Here is a 20,535-nt window from a genome sequence, read left to right as displayed (position 1 = left end):
TCTTCGTGTCAGATGTTGGATAGTCCCAGAGTCCGCGCATGTATCGGGCCTCGGGCATCGAATCCCATGCCTCGACTATGCCTGGGCTTCTTTAAGTTTACGAACTTCTTCCAAAGCATAACCAAATTTGCGGATAGGCCCTTGCAGAACATTGACCATTCCTTGAAGCGGGCCTTGCATTCCAGCAAGTACCTGGGAAAGAAGAACTTCTCTGGACGGAAGATTTGCGAGATCTTTTACTTTTTCAGCGTTAATGACCTTGCCGTCAAGAACCCCGGCCTTAATGGTCAGGCTCTTGTTTTTCTTGCTGAATTCACTGAGAATCTTCGCAGGAGCAACAGGATCTGTAGAAAAGGCTAAAGCAGTAGGACCTTCCAGAAATTCAGCCAAACCGGTAATCCCGATTTCATCTGCAGCCCGGCGAACCATTGTATTTTTCAATACGCGATATTCAATACCAGCCTGGCGCAGTTCTACTCTCAAATTGGTCACCTGCGATACCGTCAGACCTCTGTAGTCTGCCAGAATCACTCCGTTTGCACCTTCAAACTTCTGTTTGATATCTTCAACAACTTTTTGCTTCTCTTCAAAATTTGGCATACACACACCTCCTTCCGAACGCATACTGTCGTATGCGTTTCGTTGCCATCCATGGCTGTCAATAAACAAGCCTCTGCTGGGCGCAGAGGCAAGATTATTAATGTCTTTCATGTCTTCAAAAGACGATCTTGTCTCCACCTCGGCAGGATATTAAGCTCAATAAAGCGCCTGCTTTCTACAGCGGAAAATTTATTAATTTTTTTCAGTCTAGTCGGGTATATCTCAGCCCTTAAAAAGTCTTTAGACAATTTTCAAAGGATTGATTTTCACTCCTGGTCCCATGGTGGAAGATACCGTTACGCTACGGACATACTGTCCTTTGGCAGCTGCAGGTTTTGCTTTTGTGACAACTTCGGCAATGGTTTTGTAGTTGTCCATCAGCTTATCCTGATCAAAAGAAACCTTGCCGATCGGTACATGGATAATACCGGCTTTATCAGCCCTGTATTCCACTTTACCGGCTTTAATCTCTTTAACTGCTCTTTCGACATCAAACGATACAGTTCCGGTCTTCGGGTTCGGCATGAGGCCCTTAGGTCCCAAAAGCTTACCCAGCTTACCGACAGTACCCATCATATCCGGTGTCGCTACAGCAACGTCAAAACCAAACCAACCTTGTTGAATTTTCTCAACCATTTCTTCAGCTCCGACAAAATCAGCGCCGGCAGCTTCGGCTTCCTTGGCTTTGTCTCCCTTGGCAAAAACAAGTACACTTAAAGTTTTGCCTGTTCCATGTGGAAGAACAACCGCTCCGCGGATCTGCTGATCAGCATGGCGGGTATCGATTCCTAATTTGAAAGCAACTTCAACTGTCTCATCAAATTTTGCTTTGGCATTGGTTTTTACAACACCAATTGCTTCGGCCGGCTCAAACACAGCCTGATTATCAAATGCTTTTAAAGCATCAAGGTATTTCTTACCTCTTTTTGGCATCTTTCTTTAACCTCCTTGTGGTCTTCGGGCCAAACCCTCCCACATTGTTCAACGGAATCAAACAATATCGATTCCCATACTGCGCGCAGTACCTTCGACCATACGCATTGCAGCTTCAATGCTTGCTGCATTTAAGTCTTTCATCTTTTGTTCAGCAATTTCCCTAACCTGATCTTTGGTCACTTTCGCAACCTTTTGCTTGTTCGGAACAGCGGAACCAGACGGAATGTTGGCTGCCTTCTTAAGCAATACGGATGCCGGCGGAGTCTTCAGAACAAAAGTAAAGGAACGGTCTTCATAAATCGTAATCTCTGCAGGAATGATCAGTCCAGCCTGATCCTTCGTTCTTTCATTGTATTCTTTGCAGAAGCCCATGATATTAACACCGTGCTGACCCAAAGCAGGACCAACCGGAGGTGCCGGATTTGCCTTACCTGCGGTGATTGCCAATTTTACCAGCCCAATAACTTTCTTTGCCATAATTACACCTCCTTGCTGTGGAATATCTATTTAGTCAAGCTTTTCCACTTGCCCAAACTCGAGTTCGACCGGCGTCTCTCTCCCAAACATGGAAACCGAGACCCTGACTTTTTGCTTTTCTTCGAGGACCTCTTTCACAACACCAATAAAGTCTTTGAACGGACCGGAAATGACCCGGACAGACTGCCCGACAACAACGTCAATCTTGGTGCGGATTTTCTCGAGTCCCATTTGGCGTAAAATAACAGCGACCTCTGGATCCAGAAGCGGAATCGGTTTGCTGCCGCTTCCTACAAACCCGGTCACCCCAGGTGTATTGCGGACCACATACCAAGAGTCGTCAGTCATGTCCATCTCCACTAAAACGTAACCTGGAAACACCTTGCGTTTGGAGATTTTTTTCTTGCCGTTCTTTATTTCGATCTCGTCTTCCATAGGAACTAAAACGCGAAAAATTTTATCCTCCATATTCATGGATTCCACGCGTTTTTCCAGATTTGTTTTCACCTTGTTCTCATATCCGGAATAAGTGTGAATAACATACCAGTTCTTCGTCATTAACCGAAAGCCTCCTAAGAAAGATTCATCCAATTGTCAAATGAATTGTTAAATACCAAGCAAGTTGGTCATTGCGTAAGTCAAGCCACTGTCTACAATCCAAATCAACAAAGCAACAATTGCCACAGAAACAAGCACGACACCGGTATACGTCAGCAACGTCTGACGAGTCGGCCAATGTACTTTTTTCAGCTCAAGCCCAACCTCACGAAAAAAAGCAAACCGTTTTCCGGGGTTCTTAAACCTATTAAGAAAGCCGCCTTTTGCACCTGTGGTATCTGCTTTCTTTGCCACTGCCATATTTTCACATCCTTAACGGAATATTCTTCCGGTTCGTACTATTTTGTTTCCTTATGAACAGTATGAGCTTTGCAAGTTCTGCAATATTTTTTGATCTCTATACGATCTGGGTCATTTTTCTTATTCTTATTGGACTGATAATTTCTGTTTTTGCACTCAGTACAAGCCAATGTAATTGCAACACGCATTCGGAACACCCCCCCGGCAATGGCATTAAACTGCATATTTTACAAGTCGCACAGAATAATTTAACACAATAATAAAGTCTTTGTCAAGGAAGATTCCTTTGTATGCCGCAAATAAACTGTGAAATTCTCTTGCCAAAATAGGCAGAACGAATTAGGATTGTATTATTGTCGATATTTATTCATTATATCATAACTGTGCTTAGAAAATAAAAAAAGAATTAGAGGTCTGTCTTATGTCCAATCCAGATTATCCAAACATTTTTGATGCCCATGCCCATATTTTTCCGCAAAAAGTAGCTCCCAGGGCAGTCAATTCCATCTTGTCCTTCTACGACGAACTTATTCAAGATATGGAGCCTGGAAAAGGAACCGCCTCCGATCTGATCGCTTCCGGCGCAGGCGTCGGGATCAACCGCTTTTTGATTTCCTCCACCGCTACGAGAACAGAACAAGTCGAGTCAATCAACGATTTCATTGCCGGTGTTTGCACCGATTCGCGGTTCGTCGGCTTCGGCACCATGCATCCTGAATTTCCTAATCCTCAACTGGAAATCGAGCGGGTACTTTCACTCGGTTTAAAAGGTTTAAAGCTTCACCCGGATTTTCAGGAATATAACATTGATAATCCATCTTTGTTTCCTATATACGAGGCAGCAGAAAGCAAATTGCCGATCCTTTTTCATGTCGGAGATACGCGCACGGATTACTCCAATCCGCACAGACTTGCCCACATTCTGAAAATATTTCCTAATTTGGTGGTGATTGCAGCCCATCTGGGTGGCTGGAGTATGTGGGATGATTTTGACCACAGCCTGTTCAAACGAAATGTCTACATCGATACGTCCAGTTCCCTGATGTTAACAGAAAAAGAAACAGCCGTTGAAATTATCCGCTCCCATGGTGTTGACAAAGTCCTGTTTGGCACGGATTACCCGATGTGGTCTCCCGAAGCCGAACTTGAGCGTTTCCTATCTCTTGGCCTGACGAAAGAGGAAAACCAGAAAATTCTCTGGGAAAACGGCAGAAAACTGTTTGGCCTGCAGCTGTAAACCCTACAATACTATCAAATCAAGCTGCATCTAGTCTTCTTCAGACACTCATTTCCATCTCCAGATTCAGCAGCCGGGAGGACTCCTTCGCAAACCAGCGAATGCTGTAGGTAACAACAGACAATTCAATCAGTGCATGATAGTAAAAGCTTGTCGAGGGTGTATTCTCCTGCCATTCATTCAAAATAGCGTGCAGTTTGCTCCAGACACGTAATTCGGGAAACTGAGCTGCCTCTTCTCCCTTGACCTTCTTCTGAAGCTGCAGATTGTAGCTTGTTGCACTGAACATCACATTGTGCAGCATTTCAAAAACATGTTCAAATTCAGCACTCACCGCCGGATCATTGGCTTCCTCCCGGCGGGTTTTTCGTTCTGCGGCAAGAAAAAGCAAATCCTGCGATCTTTGCCAGAGGCCCCGGCTGTAATTTAAATATTCCTTATATAATGGTTTACGGGCCTTGGGATCTTTCTTGTTTTTACCGAACCACAAAACGTTCCACTCTTTGCGGTATAAATCATACAAATTCTCAGCTTCCTGAAACAAGCTGTTGAATTCCGCTTTATTTTTATGCATTTCTTCTTCGGAAGCCAGGTTCAGGTATAGATACCGGTTCACTGCATCGACAAACATCCGGACAGCAAAATTATTTAGTTCAATCAGTTTATCCTCAAGCACTTTTTGGTAACGCGGAGGTACGATCGTCAAATTGATCACATTGGCTGTCACCAGTCCGATAAGGATGGCCAGCGACCTTGAAACGGCATGGGACAAAAACTGCTCCTGTGGAGAAGCCAGGATAAAAATAGCTGAAATGACCGCCAGTACGATCTGGTTTGGCACTTTAATCACTGTCGTAAATATGATGATCAGAACGATCGTTGCAAGTGCCATACTCAGAAACTGCAGCGGTATGGCCAGTCCGATCGCCACAGCCACAATAATTGCAATGATGTTTACCATAATTTCTTCGAGCGCATTTCGAAAACTTCTTCCGAGTGATTGCTGCATACAAACCACTGCCGATGTCGCAGCAAACAAAGATGGCTCAATATCCAAAAGGATACAGATATAAACACTGACTGCCACAGCGAGACTTGTCTTTAACGTCCTGGCTCCGATATTCATTCCACAGCTCCTTAAGGTTTATTCCTTGTGTTTATTGTCTTATGATAACACAACCTGTCCCGAATAATAAACCCGCACCCAAACACTTCTTTTTTCTCTGAAGCATACAGTATGAAAAAGGAAGTGTGTTTCTTGAAAATTCATGTTGTAAGCTCAGGACAGAGCATCTATTCCATTGCCCGCAAATACGGGGTCTCACCCCAGAAAATAATTGCGGATAATGAACTGACCAATCCAAATCAGCTGGTTGTCGGGCAGACGCTGGTCATTCTGGAAAGTAGCGGGACACATACGGTTACCGCCGGTGAGTCGCTTTATCTGATTGCCCAAAAACACGGAGTAACGGTGAATGCTTTACTCGCCGCCAATCCACGGATAACAGATCCGAGCCGTATCTATGCCGGTCAGACTATTGCGATTCCGGCAGCAGCTGCCAGCTATGGAACGATAGAAGTGAACGGGTATGCCTTTCCGAATATTAACAGAGACATTCTCCGAAAAAGCCTTCGCCATCTTACATATCTTAGTATCTTCAGTTATCAGGTCAACGCGGACGGCACCCTGAATACGATTCCGGATGAACCGCTGATTCAGGCAGCAAGAGAAGCCCAGACAGCTCCACTAATGGTCATTACGAATATCCAGCAGGGCGGAAGCTTCAACAGTACGCTGGCCAGATCCATCCTGACGAACCAGACTGCTCAGAATACTTTAATCAGTCAGGTTATCAGAACGCTGAGAGAAAAAAACTATTACGGCCTCGATATTGATTTTGAATATATCTATCCATCCGACCGGGAAAACTATAACAACTTTCTCCGAAGGATCGTTAATACGCTCCGCCCTTTAGGCTATCCTGTGACGACAGCTCTCGCTCCTAAGCTGACTGCCGATCAAAAAGGTCTGCTATACGAAGCCCATGACTATCCTGTTCACGGGGCTCTGGCCAACCACGTCATCCTAATGACCTATGAATGGGGCTACACCTACAGCCCACCCAAAGCAGTCGCTCCTGTAAATGAAGTGCGCAAAGTATTGACCTATGCGGTGTCGGCTATTCCGAGACAGAAAATCTTTATGGGTATCCCCAATTATGGCTATGACTGGACCCTTCCATACGTTTCCGGTACTGCCGCCAGAACAGTCTCCAACAGCGGGGCGGTAGATCTGGCCAGAACTGAAAAGATAGCAATCCATTATGATTCAACAGCGCAGTCTCCGTATTTTACCTACTACGACGATGCCAGCAAAAAGCACGAAGTATGGTTTGAAGATGCCCGAAGCATCTATGCCAAACTGACCCTGGCCAAAGAATTTCGGATCGGGGGCATAAGCTACTGGACGATCGGAAGATATTTTCCCCAGAACTGGCTGGTTTTAAGATCTTTATACAATGTAAAGAAACTGCTTTAAAATTTTATGGTATAAGACTTGTTCACTCCTCAAACAATATACTTGCAACAAATTTTTTTAAGTGCAGACCAAAGGAGGAACAGTATTAATGAAACACAATCCGGATGACCGCAGGGATAATGCCGACAGAATCCAAAAAAATATTAATCACACGATCCAGAATATGGAGCTTGCTGATGAAATGATTGCGAAAACTGATGATCCTAAAAGTAAGAAAGATCTGAAAGAGAAGAACGAACGGAGGCGTGATGCGCTAAACGGAATGAGGGCGGAAATCCGGGACGAAGCCCTGGATAAAAAAAGAGAGTATGAATAGATCCAAAAAATAGCAGCCAGGCAACAGCCTGGCTTTGTTTTTGAATTAGACCGGTTAAATTTGTTCTATTTATTGATAACCCCATATCAATGATAGCAATCCCAAAAATTACTTGCTATAATTTAGAGTGCATATTGACTAGTACCTTAGTACTGGCATTGAATGGGGGTAATCCGAAAAAGTGAGTGCAATAAAAGTAATGGTCGTTGACGACTCTCTGTTTTCAAGAACACTCATTGTGGAAATACTTCGCGACAGCGGCTTGGAAGTCGTCGGGGAAGCCGATTCCTACGACAGCTTAATCGAAACATATGAACGGTGCAGACCCGATGTCGTAACGATGGATATTGTTATGCCGGATATGGACGGATTTGAGTGCAGCCGTGCCCTTTTTGTAAAAGACCCCAATGCAAAGATTATTCTTGTCAGCTCGATGAAAGATGAAGAATCGGAAGTTGAAGCGCGCCGCATCGGGATTTCCGGATACATTCAAAAACCTGTTGACAGCGACTACCTGGTCCAGATGATCAACAACGTTATGGCACCGGATATTCATTATGACCATCTGCTTGCCTATGGTCTGGAAACCTTTAAGGAATCTCTAACCCAGAATATTGCCCGGATGACCAAATCACCCGTTTCTTTTGCTTCATACGAAAATTTTGGAGACCATTACTTATCCCAGGGAATTACAGCTGTTATCGGGCTGATCGGCCGCCACTCCGGATCTATGATCTTAGATATGTCGATGGAGACAGCGGAAAGAATTGTTGAGATGCTCCTGAAACGCGCTCATAGAAACCGTGAAGAGGTATTGTCCATGGTTGCCGAATTGGCCAATATTATTGCCGGAGTTGCCTGCTCGATGCTGAATAAGTCCGATAAAACTTATAGTCTGAGCGTTTCTCCACCCAGTCTGTTTTACGGTACCGGGACCGAAATTATGAGTCCGAATCTTAAAATGGATGCCGTGACGGCAGGAACCAACTTCGGGAATATTTTCCTAGGTGTTGGTTTTAAGAAGGGGTCGAGTATATGGATGTAAGTATCATTAATCCTCTTCTGACTGCTTTTACAGAAGTTCTGCCGCAGCTCGGCTTCCAGTCGGTCGAACGGCGCAAGGTATCCAAAATAGAAGCGGCCTTTCAGTACAACGGTATTCTTCTGAATATCTCACTTTTCGGAACAGTGAAAGGCGCGATCCTATTCGGGATGGATATTGAAGCTGCCAAAAAGTTTGCCTCTAAAATGATGATGGGTATGCCGGTGGCTGAACTGGATGCTATGGCCAGAAGCGCAATTTCTGAAATGGGAAATATGGTCTGTGCTAATACGTGCACGCAGTTCACAAAAATTGGTATCACTGATCTGGATATCTCGCCTCCGACCCTTATGATCAGCGAGAACGGTGAGGCGACCCTACCCGTGCCAAAATCGATTGTCGTAAATTTCCTGATTGATGATATTGAACTGAGTGCCTATGTAAGTCTGATGAATAAATAAAGGAGGAACAAGAAAATGGGTTTTTGTGGTTTAAAAATTCAGTTTGTAGGAATCACTAGGATACAATACAAAAGCCTTAGACATTTGTCTAAGGCTTTAATTTTCTTTGGTTGCGGGGGCCGGATTTGAACCGACGACCTTCGGGTTATGAGCCCGACGAGCTACCACTGCTCCACCCCGCGATGTTAAATAAAGTTCCAGCTCGATATCTCCAATTATAGAATGGTGGGCAGGGATGGATTCGAACCACCGTACCTTTCGGAACAGATTTACAGTCTGCCGCCTTTAACCACTCGGCCACCTACCCATTTCAATTGGAGCCGACGATGGGACTCGAACCCGCAACCTGCTGATTACAAATCAGCTGCTCTACCAATTGAGCTACATCGGCATTGGACACCAACGTATTGTATCAAAGATTACGGCCACTTGTCAACAAAAAAAAGTGTTTTTTTTCTGGAATAATTTACAAAACAGAGTGTGTGATTCTATTCATATTGTATGGAATTTTAGGCCCCTCTGTGCTCCAGATACCTTTCCAACTTTCGCTTGACCCGCTGCAGTGCATTGTCAATGGATTTGACATGCCTGTCGAGATCAACGGCAATCTCCTGATAAGATTTGCCTTCAAGATAGGACATCAGCACTTCCCATTCGAGCGAACTTAAAATCTCGCCCATTTTTTCTTCAATATCGTCAAATTCTTCCCTGCTGATGATTAGTTCCTCGGGATCCGTGATCTTATTTCCAGAAATAACATCCAAGAGCGTCCTGTCGGAATCCTCATCGTAAATAGGTTTGTTCAGTGATACGTACGAATTGAGCGGAATATGCTTTTGTCTGGTAGCCGTCTTGATTGCTGTAATGATCTGCCGAGTTATGCATAACTCGGCAAATGCTCTGAAAGAGGAGAGCTTGTCCCCACGGAAGTCACGAATTGCTTTATACAGTCCAATCATGCCTTCTTGAATGATATCTTCCCTATCCGCGCCGATCAAGAAATACGATCTGGCTTTTGCCCTGACAAAATTCTTGTACTTATTGATTAAGTACTCCTGAGCTTCTGCGTCACCGATCTTTGCTAACTCAACTAGTTCCTCATCCGCTATGTATTCATTAGCCTCGAATTCTTCTGGAATCTCTGTCTGGATACTGTAAGTCAAGTCCATCCCTCCCGAAACCGATTCACGAAGGTAACGCTGAAGCCTCCATTATATGCTTATAACAAAACAATTATACCTGAAATGCACAAATAGCGTCAAGATGAAGATTGGCGGGATATGGCAGATTAAGTCTGATTTCTCTGTCTCCGGACCTCATACATGATAATGGATCCGGCTACGCTGGCATTCAAAGATGAAATTCTGCCATACATTGGCAAGGATATAATTTCATCGCAGGTTTCCCGGATCAGTCTCCCGAGTCCCTTATCCTCTCCGCCAATGACGACGACCCTTGGCCCTTTCAGTTCCGCCTGATAGATATCTTTGCCGCCTGCTTCCGCACCGGATACCCAGCAGCCCTCTTCTTTGAGATATTTAAGTGTCTGGACAAGGTTGCTTACTCTGGCCACAGGCACATATTCCACAGCTCCGGCCGACGTTCTGCCGACAGCTGGCGTGAGTGCGGCACTTCTTCTTTTGGGAATGATCACCCCATGAACACCCGCTGCATCGGCAGTTCGAAGAAGAGCCCCTAAATTATGCGGATCCTCGATCTCATCCAGAACAAGGATAAATGGATCTTCCCCTCTTTGCCTTGCTATCTCCAAAATATCGGATGGTTCTGCATATTCTTTGGCAGCAGCAAATGCCACCACTCCCTGATGCTTTTCTCCGGCAGTATATTTGTCCAGGACAGTATTCTCCACAAATTGGTACGGTATGCCGCGCGCTTTAAGTAGATGCAGTATGTCCGAATTTCTTCCCTGCCCCTTTTCATTTTTGATCAGCACTTTATTCACCGGATTCCCGGATTTGATCAGTTCGGTCACAGCGTTGCGCCCGCACACAATATTTTCTTCCAATGCCGGTTTCCCCTTCCGAAAGTTTATTGTAAGCATACTAACCTTTAAAATTTGTATATTACGACGTTCACTTTCTTATATATTTTACAACACTGTACTGAATGTCATTATAAGTTTGCAATTCACCTTCAGACTCGACTTTCCAGTTGTCATCTTCATCGACATTCCTAAGATGCTTATCCGCAGGGAATGTGTGCCTGATTTTTGTTACATACAGTTCATTCAGATAGGGCATGAGCAGCTGAAAAAGTGATTCTCCGCCAATCACACAGATATCGTCCGAAGGGTATTTTTTCAGCTCCTGAAGCAGGTCCTCCAGAGAATGACAGATAATAAATCTTTCATCCTGAAAATCCTTGTTTGTGCTCAGGATAATATTCGTTCTGCCCTTTAAGGGCTCTTTTCCCGGCAATGATTCATAGGTTCCTCTGCCCATGACCACGACCTTGCCAACAGTCATCTGCTTAAAAAACTTCATATCTTCCGGAATTTTCAGCAGCAGGTCTCCTTTATAGCCAATACCCCAGTTTTGATCTACCGAAACGATTGCTTTCATTCATTAGCCCCCTAAAAAATTTTCAGAACAACGCGGCAAATCCTCTGAAGATAATAAAATGCTGCATGTAGTGCGCAGCCGTTACTTTTGCCTGAAATAGAACAGATCTCTTACTTCCTGCTGTTTGCCGCAGGTCATCTTCCCTTCATGGCATTTGCTGACCAGACAGGGCGGCAGTGCTTTTTCATAGAGTACACCGGATAATTCTCTGAGGATCTTCAGTTTCTTGACTGCGAGCTTTCTGATTTCCCACTGGGCGTTCAGGCAGGTCCTTTCCGAGAGCATCTGATTGTCTATCCTCGCATTTGTGGACATAATCATTTTTAAAAGCTGGCAGTTCAGGATAAACGGCATAGCTTTGCCCAGCCCCAATTTTTGATAAATCTCCCTGGAAAATGTCCGATAGGCTTCCGTCAGATTTAAGAACTCCTCCAAAAACGGAGAATTGCGAATGCTATCCGGAACGATTACCGGTCTTTCTGTGTCGCTGAAAAGGTTACTGAAGTCTTCCCGGAACATTTCCGGCAGACGATGACGGACCTGCTGGTGATACGTCACCAAGGAACACATCATCCCAAAAGTGGTCCGGACCTGTTCGGCAATACTTTCATGACCGTAACCAAGCACTCTCTGGACAATTTCTTTCGCCTTAACTGGAGCTTCCTCCCCCCAGGACAGCAAAACCTCGGAAGACGCCCTGCTTTGGGTGCTGGTCAGAGCGCCTAGACCAGCCTTAATGTCCGGATCCTGACAACTGGATAATAAGATGAGGTCATCTTCGGAATTAATTCTCGCCAAATCTGTCCGATAGAAGTCCTCAATGATTGTTAATTCTGCCGTACTGTCATAGTCATCGGGGAACAGCGCGCGTAATTCAGCCGGAAGGAAGGCTTCCAGCTCATTTTTCAGGGTCTCGAATATCCCTTCATATTTCCTGTCATTGAATAAAAGAAAGAACTCCCACAGTTTGTCCCCGGACATCGAAACGGATAGATTCGTCTTTGCCGCGAGCGGCAGTATATAGCGGGCATCTTCAATCGGAATCGCGTAAAGGTAATGCTCAGGCTTAGGTCTCCCTTTAAACCCGCCTTCCTTCAGTGCACACATTCTGGTATACAGATCCAATGCTTGCTGCCCGAGCTCCAAGGCTCTGTGGTAATCTTCTGGCGGCAGGTCGGGAAAAGCAAACGCGTCCTGATCAAGCGCCACGTATCTTTGACTTTGTTGTACATAGGATGCTTTCAGCTCACAGAGCAGCATGCTCTGAACCCGGTTGATACCTTCTGCAACAAAGAATATATTGACCGTTTTCAGAACTTTCTTTAGTTCCGTGGCGGATATCCCGCTTAAATGATTCCGTTTAATCCAGGCTGCGACTCGGTCCAGTCCGGTATGTTCAAAGTTTGTGATCTTCATGTTCCGACTCCCCCCCGTTTTCCGGTTTCTTCGGGTAAAGTACCTCTTTCTGTTTTCTTGCTATTTTCTATCGCCATTGTCTCAAGAATCCCGTCTATGTTGTTTAGAACCGCGCCCATCCGAGTATTTTGGCCAGTAATATGCCAGTAACCGATAAGCGCTTCGAAGGCTGTAGAATGCCTGTAGGTGACAACATCAACACTACGCGGATAGTGGCCCTTCGCATTCCGACCCCTCAGAACAACCTCTGTTTCCGTTTCATCCAGTTCGTTCATGAGATGCCTCAGAATACCTGCTTGCGTTTTGGCCTGTACATAGAAAATAGCCCGCTTATGCATGAGTTGTACCTTGGTAATGTCCTGCTCCAGAAGATGCTTGCGTACCCATAATTCGTAAACGGCGTCACCTATATAGGCAAGCAGCAGGATATTAATATCCTGCCACCGTTTATTGATTTGTACCGACCAAATATCCGGCATGCCGTTATCCTGTTTAGGTTCGTTTTGCTTAGGCAAATGTTATCATCCCTTAACTATTTCAAATACCAGCGGGCACCCTCAGGGGTATCTTCAATCACAATCCCGATTTCTTTAATCCTGTCCCTGATGAGATCCGCAGTCGTCCAGTCCTTGTTCTTACGGGCATTGGCTCTGATCTCCATCACAAGCTCCATAACCTGGGCCAGTTTTCCGGAATCCCCCTGTAAAACTTCAGCCTCGGCTTCCAGATCAAATCCAAGTATCCCAGCCAGCTCTATCAAAGTCTGTGCTGCTTCAGCCAGAGATTCAGTCTTTATAGAAACTTTGGCAAGGTACGTATTGATTCCTTTGGCCAGCTCGAATAAGGCTGCATAAGCCTGGGCCGAATTAAAATCATCGTCCATAGCCTGTTCGAAAGCATTCCTGGCCTCCAGACTGGCCTCAGCCATTTCATTATCCGCCTTCTGGTCTCGGTTCGCAGCAATGATACCGAACGTCATACCCTCTTTACCCAGCGCTTTGCCCAAGGCCTCTTTGGCCAGACGCACGCTGTTTTTCAGGCGGTCCAGTCCTTTAGAGGCCATGACCAGCTTCTCATCATCAAAATCCAGCGGACTGCGGTAGTGTGTTCCGAGCAGATAAAAACGGATAACATCTCCCGGGAATTTTCCTGTAACATCTCTGACCAAAAAGAAGTTCCCCAGCGATTTGGACATTTTCTCCTGATTAATGGTAATAAACGCATTATGCATCCAGTACCGCGCAAACTGCTGACCCTCCAGACAGCCTTCGGACTGCGCAATTTCATTCTCATGATGCGGAAAAACCAGGTCGCCTCCGCCCCCATGAATATCAAACCCAGGCCCGAGGTATTTCAAGGACATCGCTGAACATTCAATATGCCAGCCGGGCCTTCCCTTACCCCAGGGACTCTCCCAGAAAGGTTCTCCCGCTTTGGCTTTTTTCCATAGCGCAAAATCCATCGGGTTATGCTTCTTATCGTCCACCTCTACACGTGCTCCGGCCTGCATATCTTCAAGAGTCCGGCCGGACAGCTTGCCGTATCCCGGGAATTTGTCGACAGCGAAATAGACATCCCCGTCAATATTATAGGCTAAGCCCTTTTCCTCCAACCTGCGGATAATGTCAATCATCTCCGGGATATGTTCCGTGGCTCTCGGGTGGATATCGGCAGGAAGAATATTCAAAGCCTTGGCATCCGTAAAGTACTCATTAATATATTTGCCGGCCAGCGCTATCGGGTCACAGTCTTCTTCAGCCGCCCGTTTAATAATCTTATCATCGACGTCGGTAAAATTCTGGATATACGTAACGTCAAATCCTTTATGGATCAGGTAGCGCCTGATCATATCGAATACTACCAGCATCCGGGCATTTCCCAAATGAAAATAATTATACGTCGTGGGGCCGCAGGCGTACATTGAAGCCTTTCCCGGTTCCCTCGGCACAAACTCCTCTTTGCGGCGCGTGAGTGTATTATACAGTCTGATCGCCATCACGATTTCCTCCTTGTACTTACTTCGGATAAGCAGCCGTTTTCTCCAATCGCCCGTAAATATTTTCTTTGCCGAGCAGCTCCATGATCCGGTCGAGGTCAGGGCCATGCATCTGCCCCGTAAGCGCAATCCTAACCGGCATAAATACATCCTTGCCTTTCAGGTTAAGTTCTTTGGTGATCTCTTTTAATATGCTCTTGGCTGCCGGTGCGTCAAGCAGCGCAGCTTCCCGGACCTTGGCTGCAAAAAGCTGCAGCACTACCGGTACGGTATCTGCCTTCATAATCGCTTCAGCTTCCTCCGTCAGCACATCAATTTCTGTTCCAATAAAATAATGAATATAGGACTTAACCTCGCTTAAGCAGTTGATTTTTTCCTTGACGGCGTCAATAAAGCCGGTCACCCACTGCTGTTCAGCCAAAGAAAGCTCATTCGGAAAAAGTCCTTTTTCTCTCAAAAACGGCAGCACCAACCGGGCAAGGTCTGCCGAAGCAGTCTGTTTCAGGTAGTGCGCATTAATGTAGTTCAGTTTATTCAAATCAAAAACTGCCGGGCTCTTTGATACTTTTTCCAATGAAAATTCTTTCTTGAGTTCTTCGATCGTAAAAAATTCCTGCTCACCGGAAGGCGACCAGCCTAAAAGCGCGATAAAGTTCACGACGGCCTCCGGCAAATACCCTTTATGGAAATAATCCATGACAGCAGTATCCCCGTCCCGTTTGCTCATCTTCCGCCCTTCAGTATTCAAAATCAAGGAGATATGGGCAAAATCCGGTACTTTCATTCCAAGGGCCTCATAAATTAAGACCTGACGCGGCGTATTGGATAGATGTTCTTCTCCTCTGACGACATGCGTGATGCCCATCAGGACATCGTCGATGACCACGGCATAATTGTATGTGGGGATTCCATCTGATTTGACAATGATATAATCCCCGATTCCATTACTTTCAAAAATGACTTTCCCTCTGACCAGGTCATTGATCACGATATCCTGGTCTTCCGGCACTCGGAAGCGGACAACAGGTTTCCTCCCTTCCGCTTCATAAACCTGGCGCTGTTCTGCGGTCAGCGTCCGGCATTTTCCGAGATAGCGCGGGGTCTCCCCACGGGAACTCAGCTCCTGACGCTCCTGTTCCAGTTCTTCTTCTGAACAGTAGCACAGGTAAGCATGTCCGTTCTGAAGAAGCTTATCCGTGTATTCACGGTATGTATCGAGCCTTTCCGTCTGCCTGTAAGGGCCGGAATCTCCGCCGGCGTCTATTCCCTCATCCCAGGTGATCCCCAGCCAGTGCAGCGCTTTCATGATATCCTGCTCTGATTCCCGGCTCGACCGTTCCAGGTCGGTATCCTCTATCCTAAAGACGAAGGTCCCGCCTCTGCCTGCTGCAAACAAATAATTAAAAAGAGCTGACCTGGCTCCTCCGATATGCAGGGGCCCGGTCGGGCTTGGAGCAAACCTTACTTTCACCGTCATAACCGACATAACCTCATTTCTACTTCGTACTGCTTGTCTTCAGCAGGTATTAATAAAATACAAGATATTAAAAATATAAGAATAATTGCGTTTAATATTATATCAGGTCATACAGGCAAAAGACAAACGATTGCCTGGGAACTGATTCCTTCTTCTCTGCCTTCGAAGCCCAGATATTCCGTCGTCGTTGCTTTGATCGATATACAGTCCGGACTTGCGTTCAGAATCTCTGCCAGATTCTTTCTCATCTGCGCGATATAAGGCAATACTTTCGGTTTCTGAGCGACAATCACACTATCCAGATTCCCAAGCCTGTAGCCTTCACCTTGCGCAAGCTTTACAACTTCAGCCAGCAATGCCAGACTGGAAATGCCTTTGTACCGGGCATCGCTGTCGGGAAAATGTTTGCCGATATCACCAAGCGCACAAGCCCCGAGCATCGCATCCATTACGGCATGCGTCAGAACATCCGCATCAGAATGCCCCAAAAGTCCTTTGTCATGGGGAATTTCTACTCCGCCCAGAATCAACATCCGTCCCTCAACCAGTGCATGGACATCGTAGCCCAGTCCTATCTTCATTTGAGGCACCTCTCTTCTTCTGCACAGGATGGACTCCGCCCAAAGCATATCTTCAGGCGTGGTCACTTTGATATTCTCGTAACTACCTTCAACAACCCTGACCGGTAAGCCCTGCCACTCAAATAGAGAAGCATCGTCCGTGGCCAGGTACTGCTGTTCAAAGGCGAGTTTGTGTACTTTTTCTAAAAGGTTCCGGTTAAAAATCTGCGGTGTTTGAATCGCCCGAAGCTGTTCCCGCGGGGGTGTTTCCACAACCCGGCCCTGAGCATCAACCTTTTTCACAGTATCTTTCAAAGGTACAGCCATGACGGCCGCTTCGAAGTCCGCCGTTTCTTCAACAAAACGGTTCAGATTATCCAGTGTTAATAAAGGTCTGGCACCGTCATGGACGATCACGCTGTCCACCTCAGTACTTAAGGACTGAAGCGCCCGGTAAACGGATTCCTGCCTTTCAGCACCTCCCTCAACCACTGCCGTTACCTTATTTAGACTGTATTTCGCCACCAACTTTTTAATTGTCAAAATATCTGCCCTTGCCGCAGGAATAATGATCTCTTTAATTAGCGGACAAAGTTCCAGTGTTTTTAGAGTAAAAACAAGGATAGGGGTCCCGGCAAGTTCAAGCAGAAGCTTGTTGCCTTGACCCCCCATCCTTTTTCCCTGCCCAGCAGCAGGTACAATAGCCGCAATATCAGCCGAATGCATTAAACTCATGGGAAAACTCCTCAGATGATTTTTCCTGCATCCCTTTGGGTTTAGCAAAGATCATCCTACCTGCAGCAGTTTGCAGAACAGTCGTAACCAGCACGGTGGTCTGTTGCCCAATGTACCTGCGTCCTCCGTCAACGACAACCATCGTTCCGTCATCCAGATAAGCTACGCCCTGTCCAGCCTCTTTTCCTTCCTTCATTATCTGAATATACATCTCTTCGCCCGGAAGGACGACTGGTTTCACAGCATTGGCCAATTCATTGATATTTAAGACTTTTATCCCCTGAAGCTCGGCCACTTTGTTTAGGTTATAATCATTGGTCAATATCGGCGCGTCCAGAATATTCGCCAGTTTGACAAGCTTACTGTCCACTTCAGCGATGTCTTCAAAATCACCTTCGTAGATCTCGACCTTAATGATCGATTCCTTGGAAATCTGATTCAGGATATCAAGTCCTCTCCGACCCCGGTTTCTTTTCAAGGCGTCTGAAGAATCGGCAATATGTCTGAGCTCTTCCAGAACAAAACCAGGAATCAGAAGAACCCCATCTAAAAAGCTCGTTTTGACAATATCCGCAATTCTGCCGTCAATAATCACACTGGTATCAAGCACTTTATAGCCTGCAGCAGCGGATTGTTTCCCGTGTCCTTTATCCTTATTCTTTTCTTTTTCAGCACGTTCCCCTTTCAGCTTGGGTAAAAAGTTGAAAAATCCAAGAATATCATCCTTGCGATTGATCCCAATAATCAGGCCGACGTAGCCAAGTAACAAACTGATGATGACCGACAGAATCGGACCGAGAAACGGAATACCCACAAAAGTAATGCAAACCAGACGGGCAATCAGCAAACCGACAATACCCCCAAGTGAACCTCCGACCAAATCGTGAATCGGCATGCGGATAAGTCTGCTTTCCAGCCATTTGACAAGGCCAATGAAAACTTTCATGCATACAGGGGCAAGAAAGAAACCAAAAGCAGATAACACAATAAAAATAATAATATAAGTCCAGTATAAGTGAATCTCGAAACCTAATGTCTGACTAAGTTGACGAATATCAACAACCTTTAATATCAAGTAATCTACGTAAATTCCTGCTGCACCAAACAGCAGCGTAATGATGCCGCGAACAATTTTGCTAAGCATCAAATTCACCTCCCTTTTTCTATATTTTGGCTAAAAACTATTTTGTTTATACCAGGAGTCTGAAATTTCCCTGATCTGTCCCCTATGAAATTGTTTAGCGGTATTTTCCCCTGTATCTCATCATTATATCAGGTTGTATTTCTCTTTCAAAGTAAACGACAAATTATTTCAATATATCTTAATTCAAGAAATATTTCCCGATTTGATGAAATTGACAACAGCTTCAGATGCTGTCTATAATGAAATTGGCAGAAAGGAAGTGTATGTTCTATGAGTCCAATCAATAATGATTTTCAAGAAACGGTTGATGCTATGCTAATTCGACACCAAAGCATCTTGGATATTTTATCAAAAGGACAAGAGGCTTCTTCCCGGGTAAACAGGGCTATAACAAAGGCTGTAACTTCTTGCGGCTGTGTCTCAGTGGATGCCTACAAGAGCCCAATTCCGGAAAACGCTACCATATCAGATCTTAAGTTTCTCCTGAACAGTCATCTGGTAGGAAACCTTTGTTCCAACTGCCGTGAAGTTGTCGAAACCGAACTGGGAAATCAGCTTTTTTATATCTCAGCTCTTGCCAATATTCTGGGCTTGTCTGTAAACGAAATCCTGGAAAAAGAAGAAAACAGACTCAAAACACTTACTGTTTTTAATTTTAGATAGCTGAGCTTAAAAGAAGATTAAAGGATGCGGAGATATTTTCTGTCATTTTGTATATTTGTATATCAGTTACTAATGTTTACAAATCAGTGATGCCTTGGAATGACTGCCGCGGATGTCTTTTGACATCCTTTTTTATTTTGGTATCAAAATCATCTAAAAAAGAAAATCCAGTACTTCCTCAATGTTCTTAACCGGAATGATTCGGCAATCGGTCTTCCCGATACTGTCTGCATTGACTTTTGGTACCAGGCAATTTTGGAAACCAAATTTTTCCGCTTCTCTGATCCGCTGCTCAATATGAGAAACCCCTCTAATTTCTCCGGTCAAACCGAGTTCCCCGATTAAAGCCATATTTCCAAGCGGCTGATCTTTAATTCCCGACATCACAGAGGCAATAACGGCAAGATCCGCTGCCGGTTCATCCACATCGAGACCCCCGGCAATATTGACAAAAACATCCCGGGTGCCAAAAGCGTACCCGGCTCGTTTGTCCAGGACTGCCAGAAGCATCAGCAGGCGGTGGTAATCCATCCCGTTTACGGTTCTTCTCGGCGGCGCAAAGATGGACGATGTTACCAAAGCCTGGACTTCCACTAAGAGCGGCCTTGTTCCTTCCATCACGACAGCCACCCCGGAACCAGCAGATACCTGTGTATGATCGCCCATAAAAAACATGGAGGGATTTGTAACATCAGCTAGACCGCAGCCTCTCATCTCAAATACCCCAATTTCGTTGGCCGGACCAAAACGGTTTTTAACTGCCCGCAGCAGACGGAAAATATGGTGCTGATCTCCTTCAAAATACAGGACCGTATCGACCATGTGCTCCAGAACCCTGGGTCCGGCAATCGCACCCTCCTTTGTAATATGGCCGGCCAGGAAAACCGTAATCTCATTTTCTTTGGCCAGTTTCAGCAAAAAAGAAGCCCCTTCCCTTACCTGGCTGACGCTTCCGGGTGCAGACTGAACGTCTTCGAGCAGCATTGTCTGGATCGAATCAATAAAAACGACTTTATAGCCTTTGTTCAGCACCTCCGAACGTACTGCTTCCAGGGAATTATCGGCGAGTATATGTACCCGGGAAGAAGAAAGCTCCATTCTGTCAGCCCTGAGTTTGATTTGCCGGGCAGATTCCTCTCCCGACACATAAAGCACATTTTCCTTCCGGGAAAGATATTCTGCCATTTGCAGAAACAAAGTGGATTTGCCAATCCCGGGCTCCCCGCTTAATAGAACAAAGGACCCTTCGACAACCCCTCCCCCGAAAACCCGGTTAAGTTCCGGACTTCCGGTATCAAGTCTCTGCCCTTCCATCGTTTGGATTTCAGTCAGAGGGATCGCCTGAACGATCCCTCTGTGTTCTGTAGGTTTGGATTTTTCTACGCGCTCCTCAATCAGTGTATTCCATTCACCGCATCCGGGACACCTTCCAAGCCATCTCGCGCTTTCCTGCCCGCATTCCCGGCAATAGAACTTCGTCTTCGGACCTGCCAAAA

23 protein-coding genes, 3 tRNA genes, 1 pseudogene and 1 other annotated feature are annotated in these 20,535 nt (G+C 45.6%); of the genes and pseudogenes, 6 read left to right on the top strand and 21 right to left on the bottom strand.

The genetic code is table 11. The features are described 5' to 3' along the window. Positions 1-75: 75 nt before the first annotated feature. From rplJ to rpmG, 6 genes are all read right to left on the bottom strand, one after another. Positions 76-600, bottom strand: a complete 525-nt coding sequence (gene rplJ / locus OKX56_RS13135; protein ID WP_019225205.1) for a 50S ribosomal protein L10 — start codon at positions 598-600, stop codon at positions 76-78. Between the two features lie 54 nt (positions 601-654). Then, positions 655-799 (bottom strand) — a sequence feature (ribosomal protein L10 leader region). A 41-nt stretch (positions 800-840) separates the two neighbouring features. After that, on the bottom strand, positions 841-1,533 hold the full coding sequence (gene rplA / locus OKX56_RS13130; protein ID WP_015043953.1) for a 50S ribosomal protein L1: 693 nt from the start codon (positions 1,531-1,533) through the stop codon (positions 841-843). Between the two features lie 57 nt (positions 1,534-1,590). Continuing rightward, positions 1,591-2,013, bottom strand: coding sequence for a 50S ribosomal protein L11 (gene rplK, locus OKX56_RS13125; protein WP_015043954.1), 423 nt, complete (start codon positions 2,011-2,013; stop codon positions 1,591-1,593). Positions 2,014-2,043: 30 nt separating this feature from the next. Then, positions 2,044-2,571, bottom strand: a complete 528-nt coding sequence (nusG, locus tag OKX56_RS13120) for a transcription termination/antitermination protein NusG (protein WP_019225204.1) — start codon at positions 2,569-2,571, stop codon at positions 2,044-2,046. 48 nt (positions 2,572-2,619) lie between these two features. Beyond that, complete coding sequence (secE, locus tag OKX56_RS13115; RefSeq protein WP_015043956.1) at positions 2,620-2,871, bottom strand: preprotein translocase subunit SecE; 252 nt, start codon at positions 2,869-2,871, stop codon at positions 2,620-2,622. A 38-nt stretch (positions 2,872-2,909) separates the two neighbouring features. Then, positions 2,910-3,059 (bottom strand): 50S ribosomal protein L33, encoded by a 150-nt coding sequence (gene rpmG, locus OKX56_RS13110; protein WP_015043957.1) that lies wholly within the window; start codon positions 3,057-3,059, stop codon positions 2,910-2,912. Between the two features lie 233 nt (positions 3,060-3,292). On the opposite strand from rpmG, the gene OKX56_RS13105 reads away from it, so the two are divergent. Further along, positions 3,293-4,108 (top strand): amidohydrolase family protein, encoded by an 816-nt coding sequence (locus tag OKX56_RS13105; RefSeq protein ID WP_019225203.1) that lies wholly within the window; start codon positions 3,293-3,295, stop codon positions 4,106-4,108. A 40-nt stretch (positions 4,109-4,148) separates the two neighbouring features. On the opposite strand, the gene OKX56_RS13100 is transcribed toward OKX56_RS13105, so the two are convergent. Further along, complete coding sequence (locus tag OKX56_RS13100; protein WP_019225202.1) at positions 4,149-5,234, bottom strand: FUSC family protein; 1,086 nt, start codon at positions 5,232-5,234, stop codon at positions 4,149-4,151. Between the two features lie 132 nt (positions 5,235-5,366). On the opposite strand from OKX56_RS13100, the gene OKX56_RS13095 reads away from it, so the two are divergent. The 4 genes from OKX56_RS13095 (at position 5,367) to OKX56_RS13080 (ending at position 8,466) form a co-directional block, all read left to right on the top strand. Further along, positions 5,367-6,647 (top strand): LysM peptidoglycan-binding domain-containing protein, encoded by a 1,281-nt coding sequence (locus OKX56_RS13095; protein WP_019225201.1) that lies wholly within the window; start codon positions 5,367-5,369, stop codon positions 6,645-6,647. A gap of 88 nt (positions 6,648-6,735) precedes the next feature. Then, a complete protein-coding gene (gene tlp / locus OKX56_RS13090; RefSeq protein WP_019225200.1) occupies positions 6,736-6,963 on the top strand; it encodes a small acid-soluble spore protein Tlp in 228 nt (75 codons plus the stop codon). Positions 6,964-7,144: 181 nt separating this feature from the next. Next, complete coding sequence (locus OKX56_RS13085; protein WP_025205206.1) at positions 7,145-8,008, top strand: response regulator; 864 nt, start codon at positions 7,145-7,147, stop codon at positions 8,006-8,008. Further along, positions 7,999-8,466 (top strand): chemotaxis protein CheX, encoded by a 468-nt coding sequence (locus OKX56_RS13080; RefSeq protein ID WP_015043963.1) that lies wholly within the window; start codon positions 7,999-8,001, stop codon positions 8,464-8,466. The genes OKX56_RS13085 and OKX56_RS13080 overlap by 10 nt, the downstream gene beginning before the upstream one ends. Positions 8,467-8,573: 107 nt before the next feature. Here OKX56_RS13080 and OKX56_RS13075 read toward each other — a convergent pair. From OKX56_RS13075 to OKX56_RS13020, 13 genes and pseudogenes are all read right to left on the bottom strand, one after another. Then, positions 8,574-8,648 (bottom strand) — tRNA-Met (locus tag OKX56_RS13075). A 41-nt stretch (positions 8,649-8,689) separates the two neighbouring features. After that, positions 8,690-8,773, bottom strand: a tRNA-Tyr gene (locus OKX56_RS13070). A gap of 8 nt (positions 8,774-8,781) precedes the next feature. Then, positions 8,782-8,857 (bottom strand) — tRNA-Thr (locus tag OKX56_RS13065). Positions 8,858-8,975: 118 nt separating this feature from the next. Then, on the bottom strand, positions 8,976-9,635 hold the full coding sequence (gene sigH, locus OKX56_RS13060) for an RNA polymerase sporulation sigma factor SigH (protein ID WP_020491328.1): 660 nt from the start codon (positions 9,633-9,635) through the stop codon (positions 8,976-8,978). Between the two features lie 119 nt (positions 9,636-9,754). Beyond that, positions 9,755-10,492 carry a 23S rRNA (guanosine(2251)-2'-O)-methyltransferase RlmB gene (rlmB, locus tag OKX56_RS13055; protein WP_019225197.1) on the bottom strand — a complete coding sequence of 246 codons (738 nt, stop codon included), beginning with the start codon at positions 10,490-10,492 and terminating at the stop codon, positions 9,755-9,757. Between the two features lie 67 nt (positions 10,493-10,559). Next, on the bottom strand, positions 10,560-11,048 hold the full coding sequence (locus tag OKX56_RS13050; RefSeq protein ID WP_019225196.1) for a dihydrofolate reductase: 489 nt from the start codon (positions 11,046-11,048) through the stop codon (positions 10,560-10,562). Between the two features lie 81 nt (positions 11,049-11,129). Beyond that, complete coding sequence (locus tag OKX56_RS13045) at positions 11,130-12,464, bottom strand: FAD-dependent thymidylate synthase (protein WP_019225195.1); 1,335 nt, start codon at positions 12,462-12,464, stop codon at positions 11,130-11,132. Then, positions 12,461-12,979, bottom strand: coding sequence for a Mini-ribonuclease 3 (locus OKX56_RS13040; protein ID WP_287896816.1), 519 nt, complete (start codon positions 12,977-12,979; stop codon positions 12,461-12,463). Before OKX56_RS13040 ends, OKX56_RS13045 begins: the two co-directional genes overlap by 4 nt. A gap of 17 nt (positions 12,980-12,996) precedes the next feature. Further along, positions 12,997-14,460, bottom strand: coding sequence for a cysteine--tRNA ligase (gene cysS / locus OKX56_RS13035; RefSeq protein ID WP_019225193.1), 1,464 nt, complete (start codon positions 14,458-14,460; stop codon positions 12,997-12,999). A 19-nt stretch (positions 14,461-14,479) separates the two neighbouring features. Then, the gene (gene gltX, locus OKX56_RS13030) at positions 14,480-15,937 is read right to left on the bottom strand and encodes a glutamate--tRNA ligase (protein WP_019225192.1); all 1,458 of its coding nucleotides are present in this window, start codon (positions 15,935-15,937) and stop codon (positions 14,480-14,482) included. A gap of 107 nt (positions 15,938-16,044) precedes the next feature. Next, positions 16,045-16,518, bottom strand: a complete 474-nt coding sequence (ispF, locus tag OKX56_RS15065) for a 2-C-methyl-D-erythritol 2,4-cyclodiphosphate synthase (protein ID WP_242837071.1) — start codon at positions 16,516-16,518, stop codon at positions 16,045-16,047. A gap of 33 nt (positions 16,519-16,551) precedes the next feature. Further along, a pseudogene (gene ispD / locus OKX56_RS15060) lies at positions 16,552-17,223 on the bottom strand (2-C-methyl-D-erythritol 4-phosphate cytidylyltransferase); the annotation flags it as partial. Beyond that, positions 17,210-18,376 (bottom strand): PIN/TRAM domain-containing protein, encoded by a 1,167-nt coding sequence (locus tag OKX56_RS13020; protein WP_019225190.1) that lies wholly within the window; start codon positions 18,374-18,376, stop codon positions 17,210-17,212. The gene OKX56_RS13020 and the pseudogene ispD, both read right to left, overlap by 14 nt. Positions 18,377-18,646: 270 nt before the next feature. On the opposite strand from OKX56_RS13020, the gene OKX56_RS13015 reads away from it, so the two are divergent. Beyond that, positions 18,647-19,039: a nucleoside triphosphate pyrophosphohydrolase family protein gene (locus OKX56_RS13015; RefSeq protein ID WP_019225189.1), complete on the top strand. Its 393-nt coding sequence runs from the start codon at positions 18,647-18,649 to the stop codon at positions 19,037-19,039. Between the two features lie 153 nt (positions 19,040-19,192). On the opposite strand, the gene radA is transcribed toward OKX56_RS13015, so the two are convergent. Continuing rightward, on the bottom strand, positions 19,193-20,533 hold the full coding sequence (gene radA / locus OKX56_RS13010) for a DNA repair protein RadA (protein ID WP_019225188.1): 1,341 nt from the start codon (positions 20,531-20,533) through the stop codon (positions 19,193-19,195). Positions 20,534-20,535: the final 2 nt, after the last annotated feature.

The organism is Dehalobacter sp. (assembly GCF_030063005.1).
Classification (GTDB): domain Bacteria; phylum Bacillota; class Desulfitobacteriia; order Desulfitobacteriales; family Syntrophobotulaceae; genus Dehalobacter; species Dehalobacter restrictus.
This window is presented reverse-complemented; position numbering and strand designations above follow the sequence as displayed.

Excerpts from the sequence above, each read along its gene's own strand:
- rplJ (WP_019225205.1), bottom strand. The coding sequence starts at position 600 with ATGCCAAATTTTGAAGAGAAGCAAAAAGTTGTTGAAGATATCAAACAG.
- rplA (WP_015043953.1), bottom strand. The coding sequence starts at position 1,533 with ATGCCAAAAAGAGGTAAGAAATACCTTGATGCTTTAAAAGCATTTGAT.
- rplK (WP_015043954.1), bottom strand. The coding sequence starts at position 2,013 with ATGGCAAAGAAAGTTATTGGGCTGGTAAAATTGGCAATCACCGCAGGT.
- nusG (WP_019225204.1), bottom strand. The coding sequence starts at position 2,571 with ATGACGAAGAACTGGTATGTTATTCACACTTATTCCGGATATGAGAAC.
- secE (WP_015043956.1), bottom strand. The coding sequence starts at position 2,871 with ATGGCAGTGGCAAAGAAAGCAGATACCACAGGTGCAAAAGGCGGCTTT.
- rpmG (WP_015043957.1), bottom strand. The coding sequence starts at position 3,059 with ATGCGTGTTGCAATTACATTGGCTTGTACTGAGTGCAAAAACAGAAAT.
- OKX56_RS13105 (WP_019225203.1), top strand. The coding sequence starts at position 3,293 with ATGTCCAATCCAGATTATCCAAACATTTTTGATGCCCATGCCCATATT.
- OKX56_RS13100 (WP_019225202.1), bottom strand. The coding sequence starts at position 5,234 with ATGAATATCGGAGCCAGGACGTTAAAGACAAGTCTCGCTGTGGCAGTC.
- tlp (WP_019225200.1), top strand. The coding sequence starts at position 6,736 with ATGAAACACAATCCGGATGACCGCAGGGATAATGCCGACAGAATCCAA.
- OKX56_RS13080 (WP_015043963.1), top strand. The coding sequence starts at position 7,999 with ATGGATGTAAGTATCATTAATCCTCTTCTGACTGCTTTTACAGAAGTT.
- sigH (WP_020491328.1), bottom strand. The coding sequence starts at position 9,635 with ATGGACTTGACTTACAGTATCCAGACAGAGATTCCAGAAGAATTCGAG.
- OKX56_RS13050 (WP_019225196.1), bottom strand. The coding sequence starts at position 11,048 with ATGAAAGCAATCGTTTCGGTAGATCAAAACTGGGGTATTGGCTATAAA.
- OKX56_RS13045 (WP_019225195.1), bottom strand. The coding sequence starts at position 12,464 with ATGAAGATCACAAACTTTGAACATACCGGACTGGACCGAGTCGCAGCC.
- cysS (WP_019225193.1), bottom strand. The coding sequence starts at position 14,460 with ATGGCGATCAGACTGTATAATACACTCACGCGCCGCAAAGAGGAGTTT.
- gltX (WP_019225192.1), bottom strand. The coding sequence starts at position 15,937 with ATGACGGTGAAAGTAAGGTTTGCTCCAAGCCCGACCGGGCCCCTGCAT.
- ispF (WP_242837071.1), bottom strand. The coding sequence starts at position 16,518 with ATGAAGATAGGACTGGGCTACGATGTCCATGCACTGGTTGAGGGACGG.
- OKX56_RS13020 (WP_019225190.1), bottom strand. The coding sequence starts at position 18,376 with ATGCTTAGCAAAATTGTTCGCGGCATCATTACGCTGCTGTTTGGTGCA.
- OKX56_RS13015 (WP_019225189.1), top strand. The coding sequence starts at position 18,647 with ATGAGTCCAATCAATAATGATTTTCAAGAAACGGTTGATGCTATGCTA.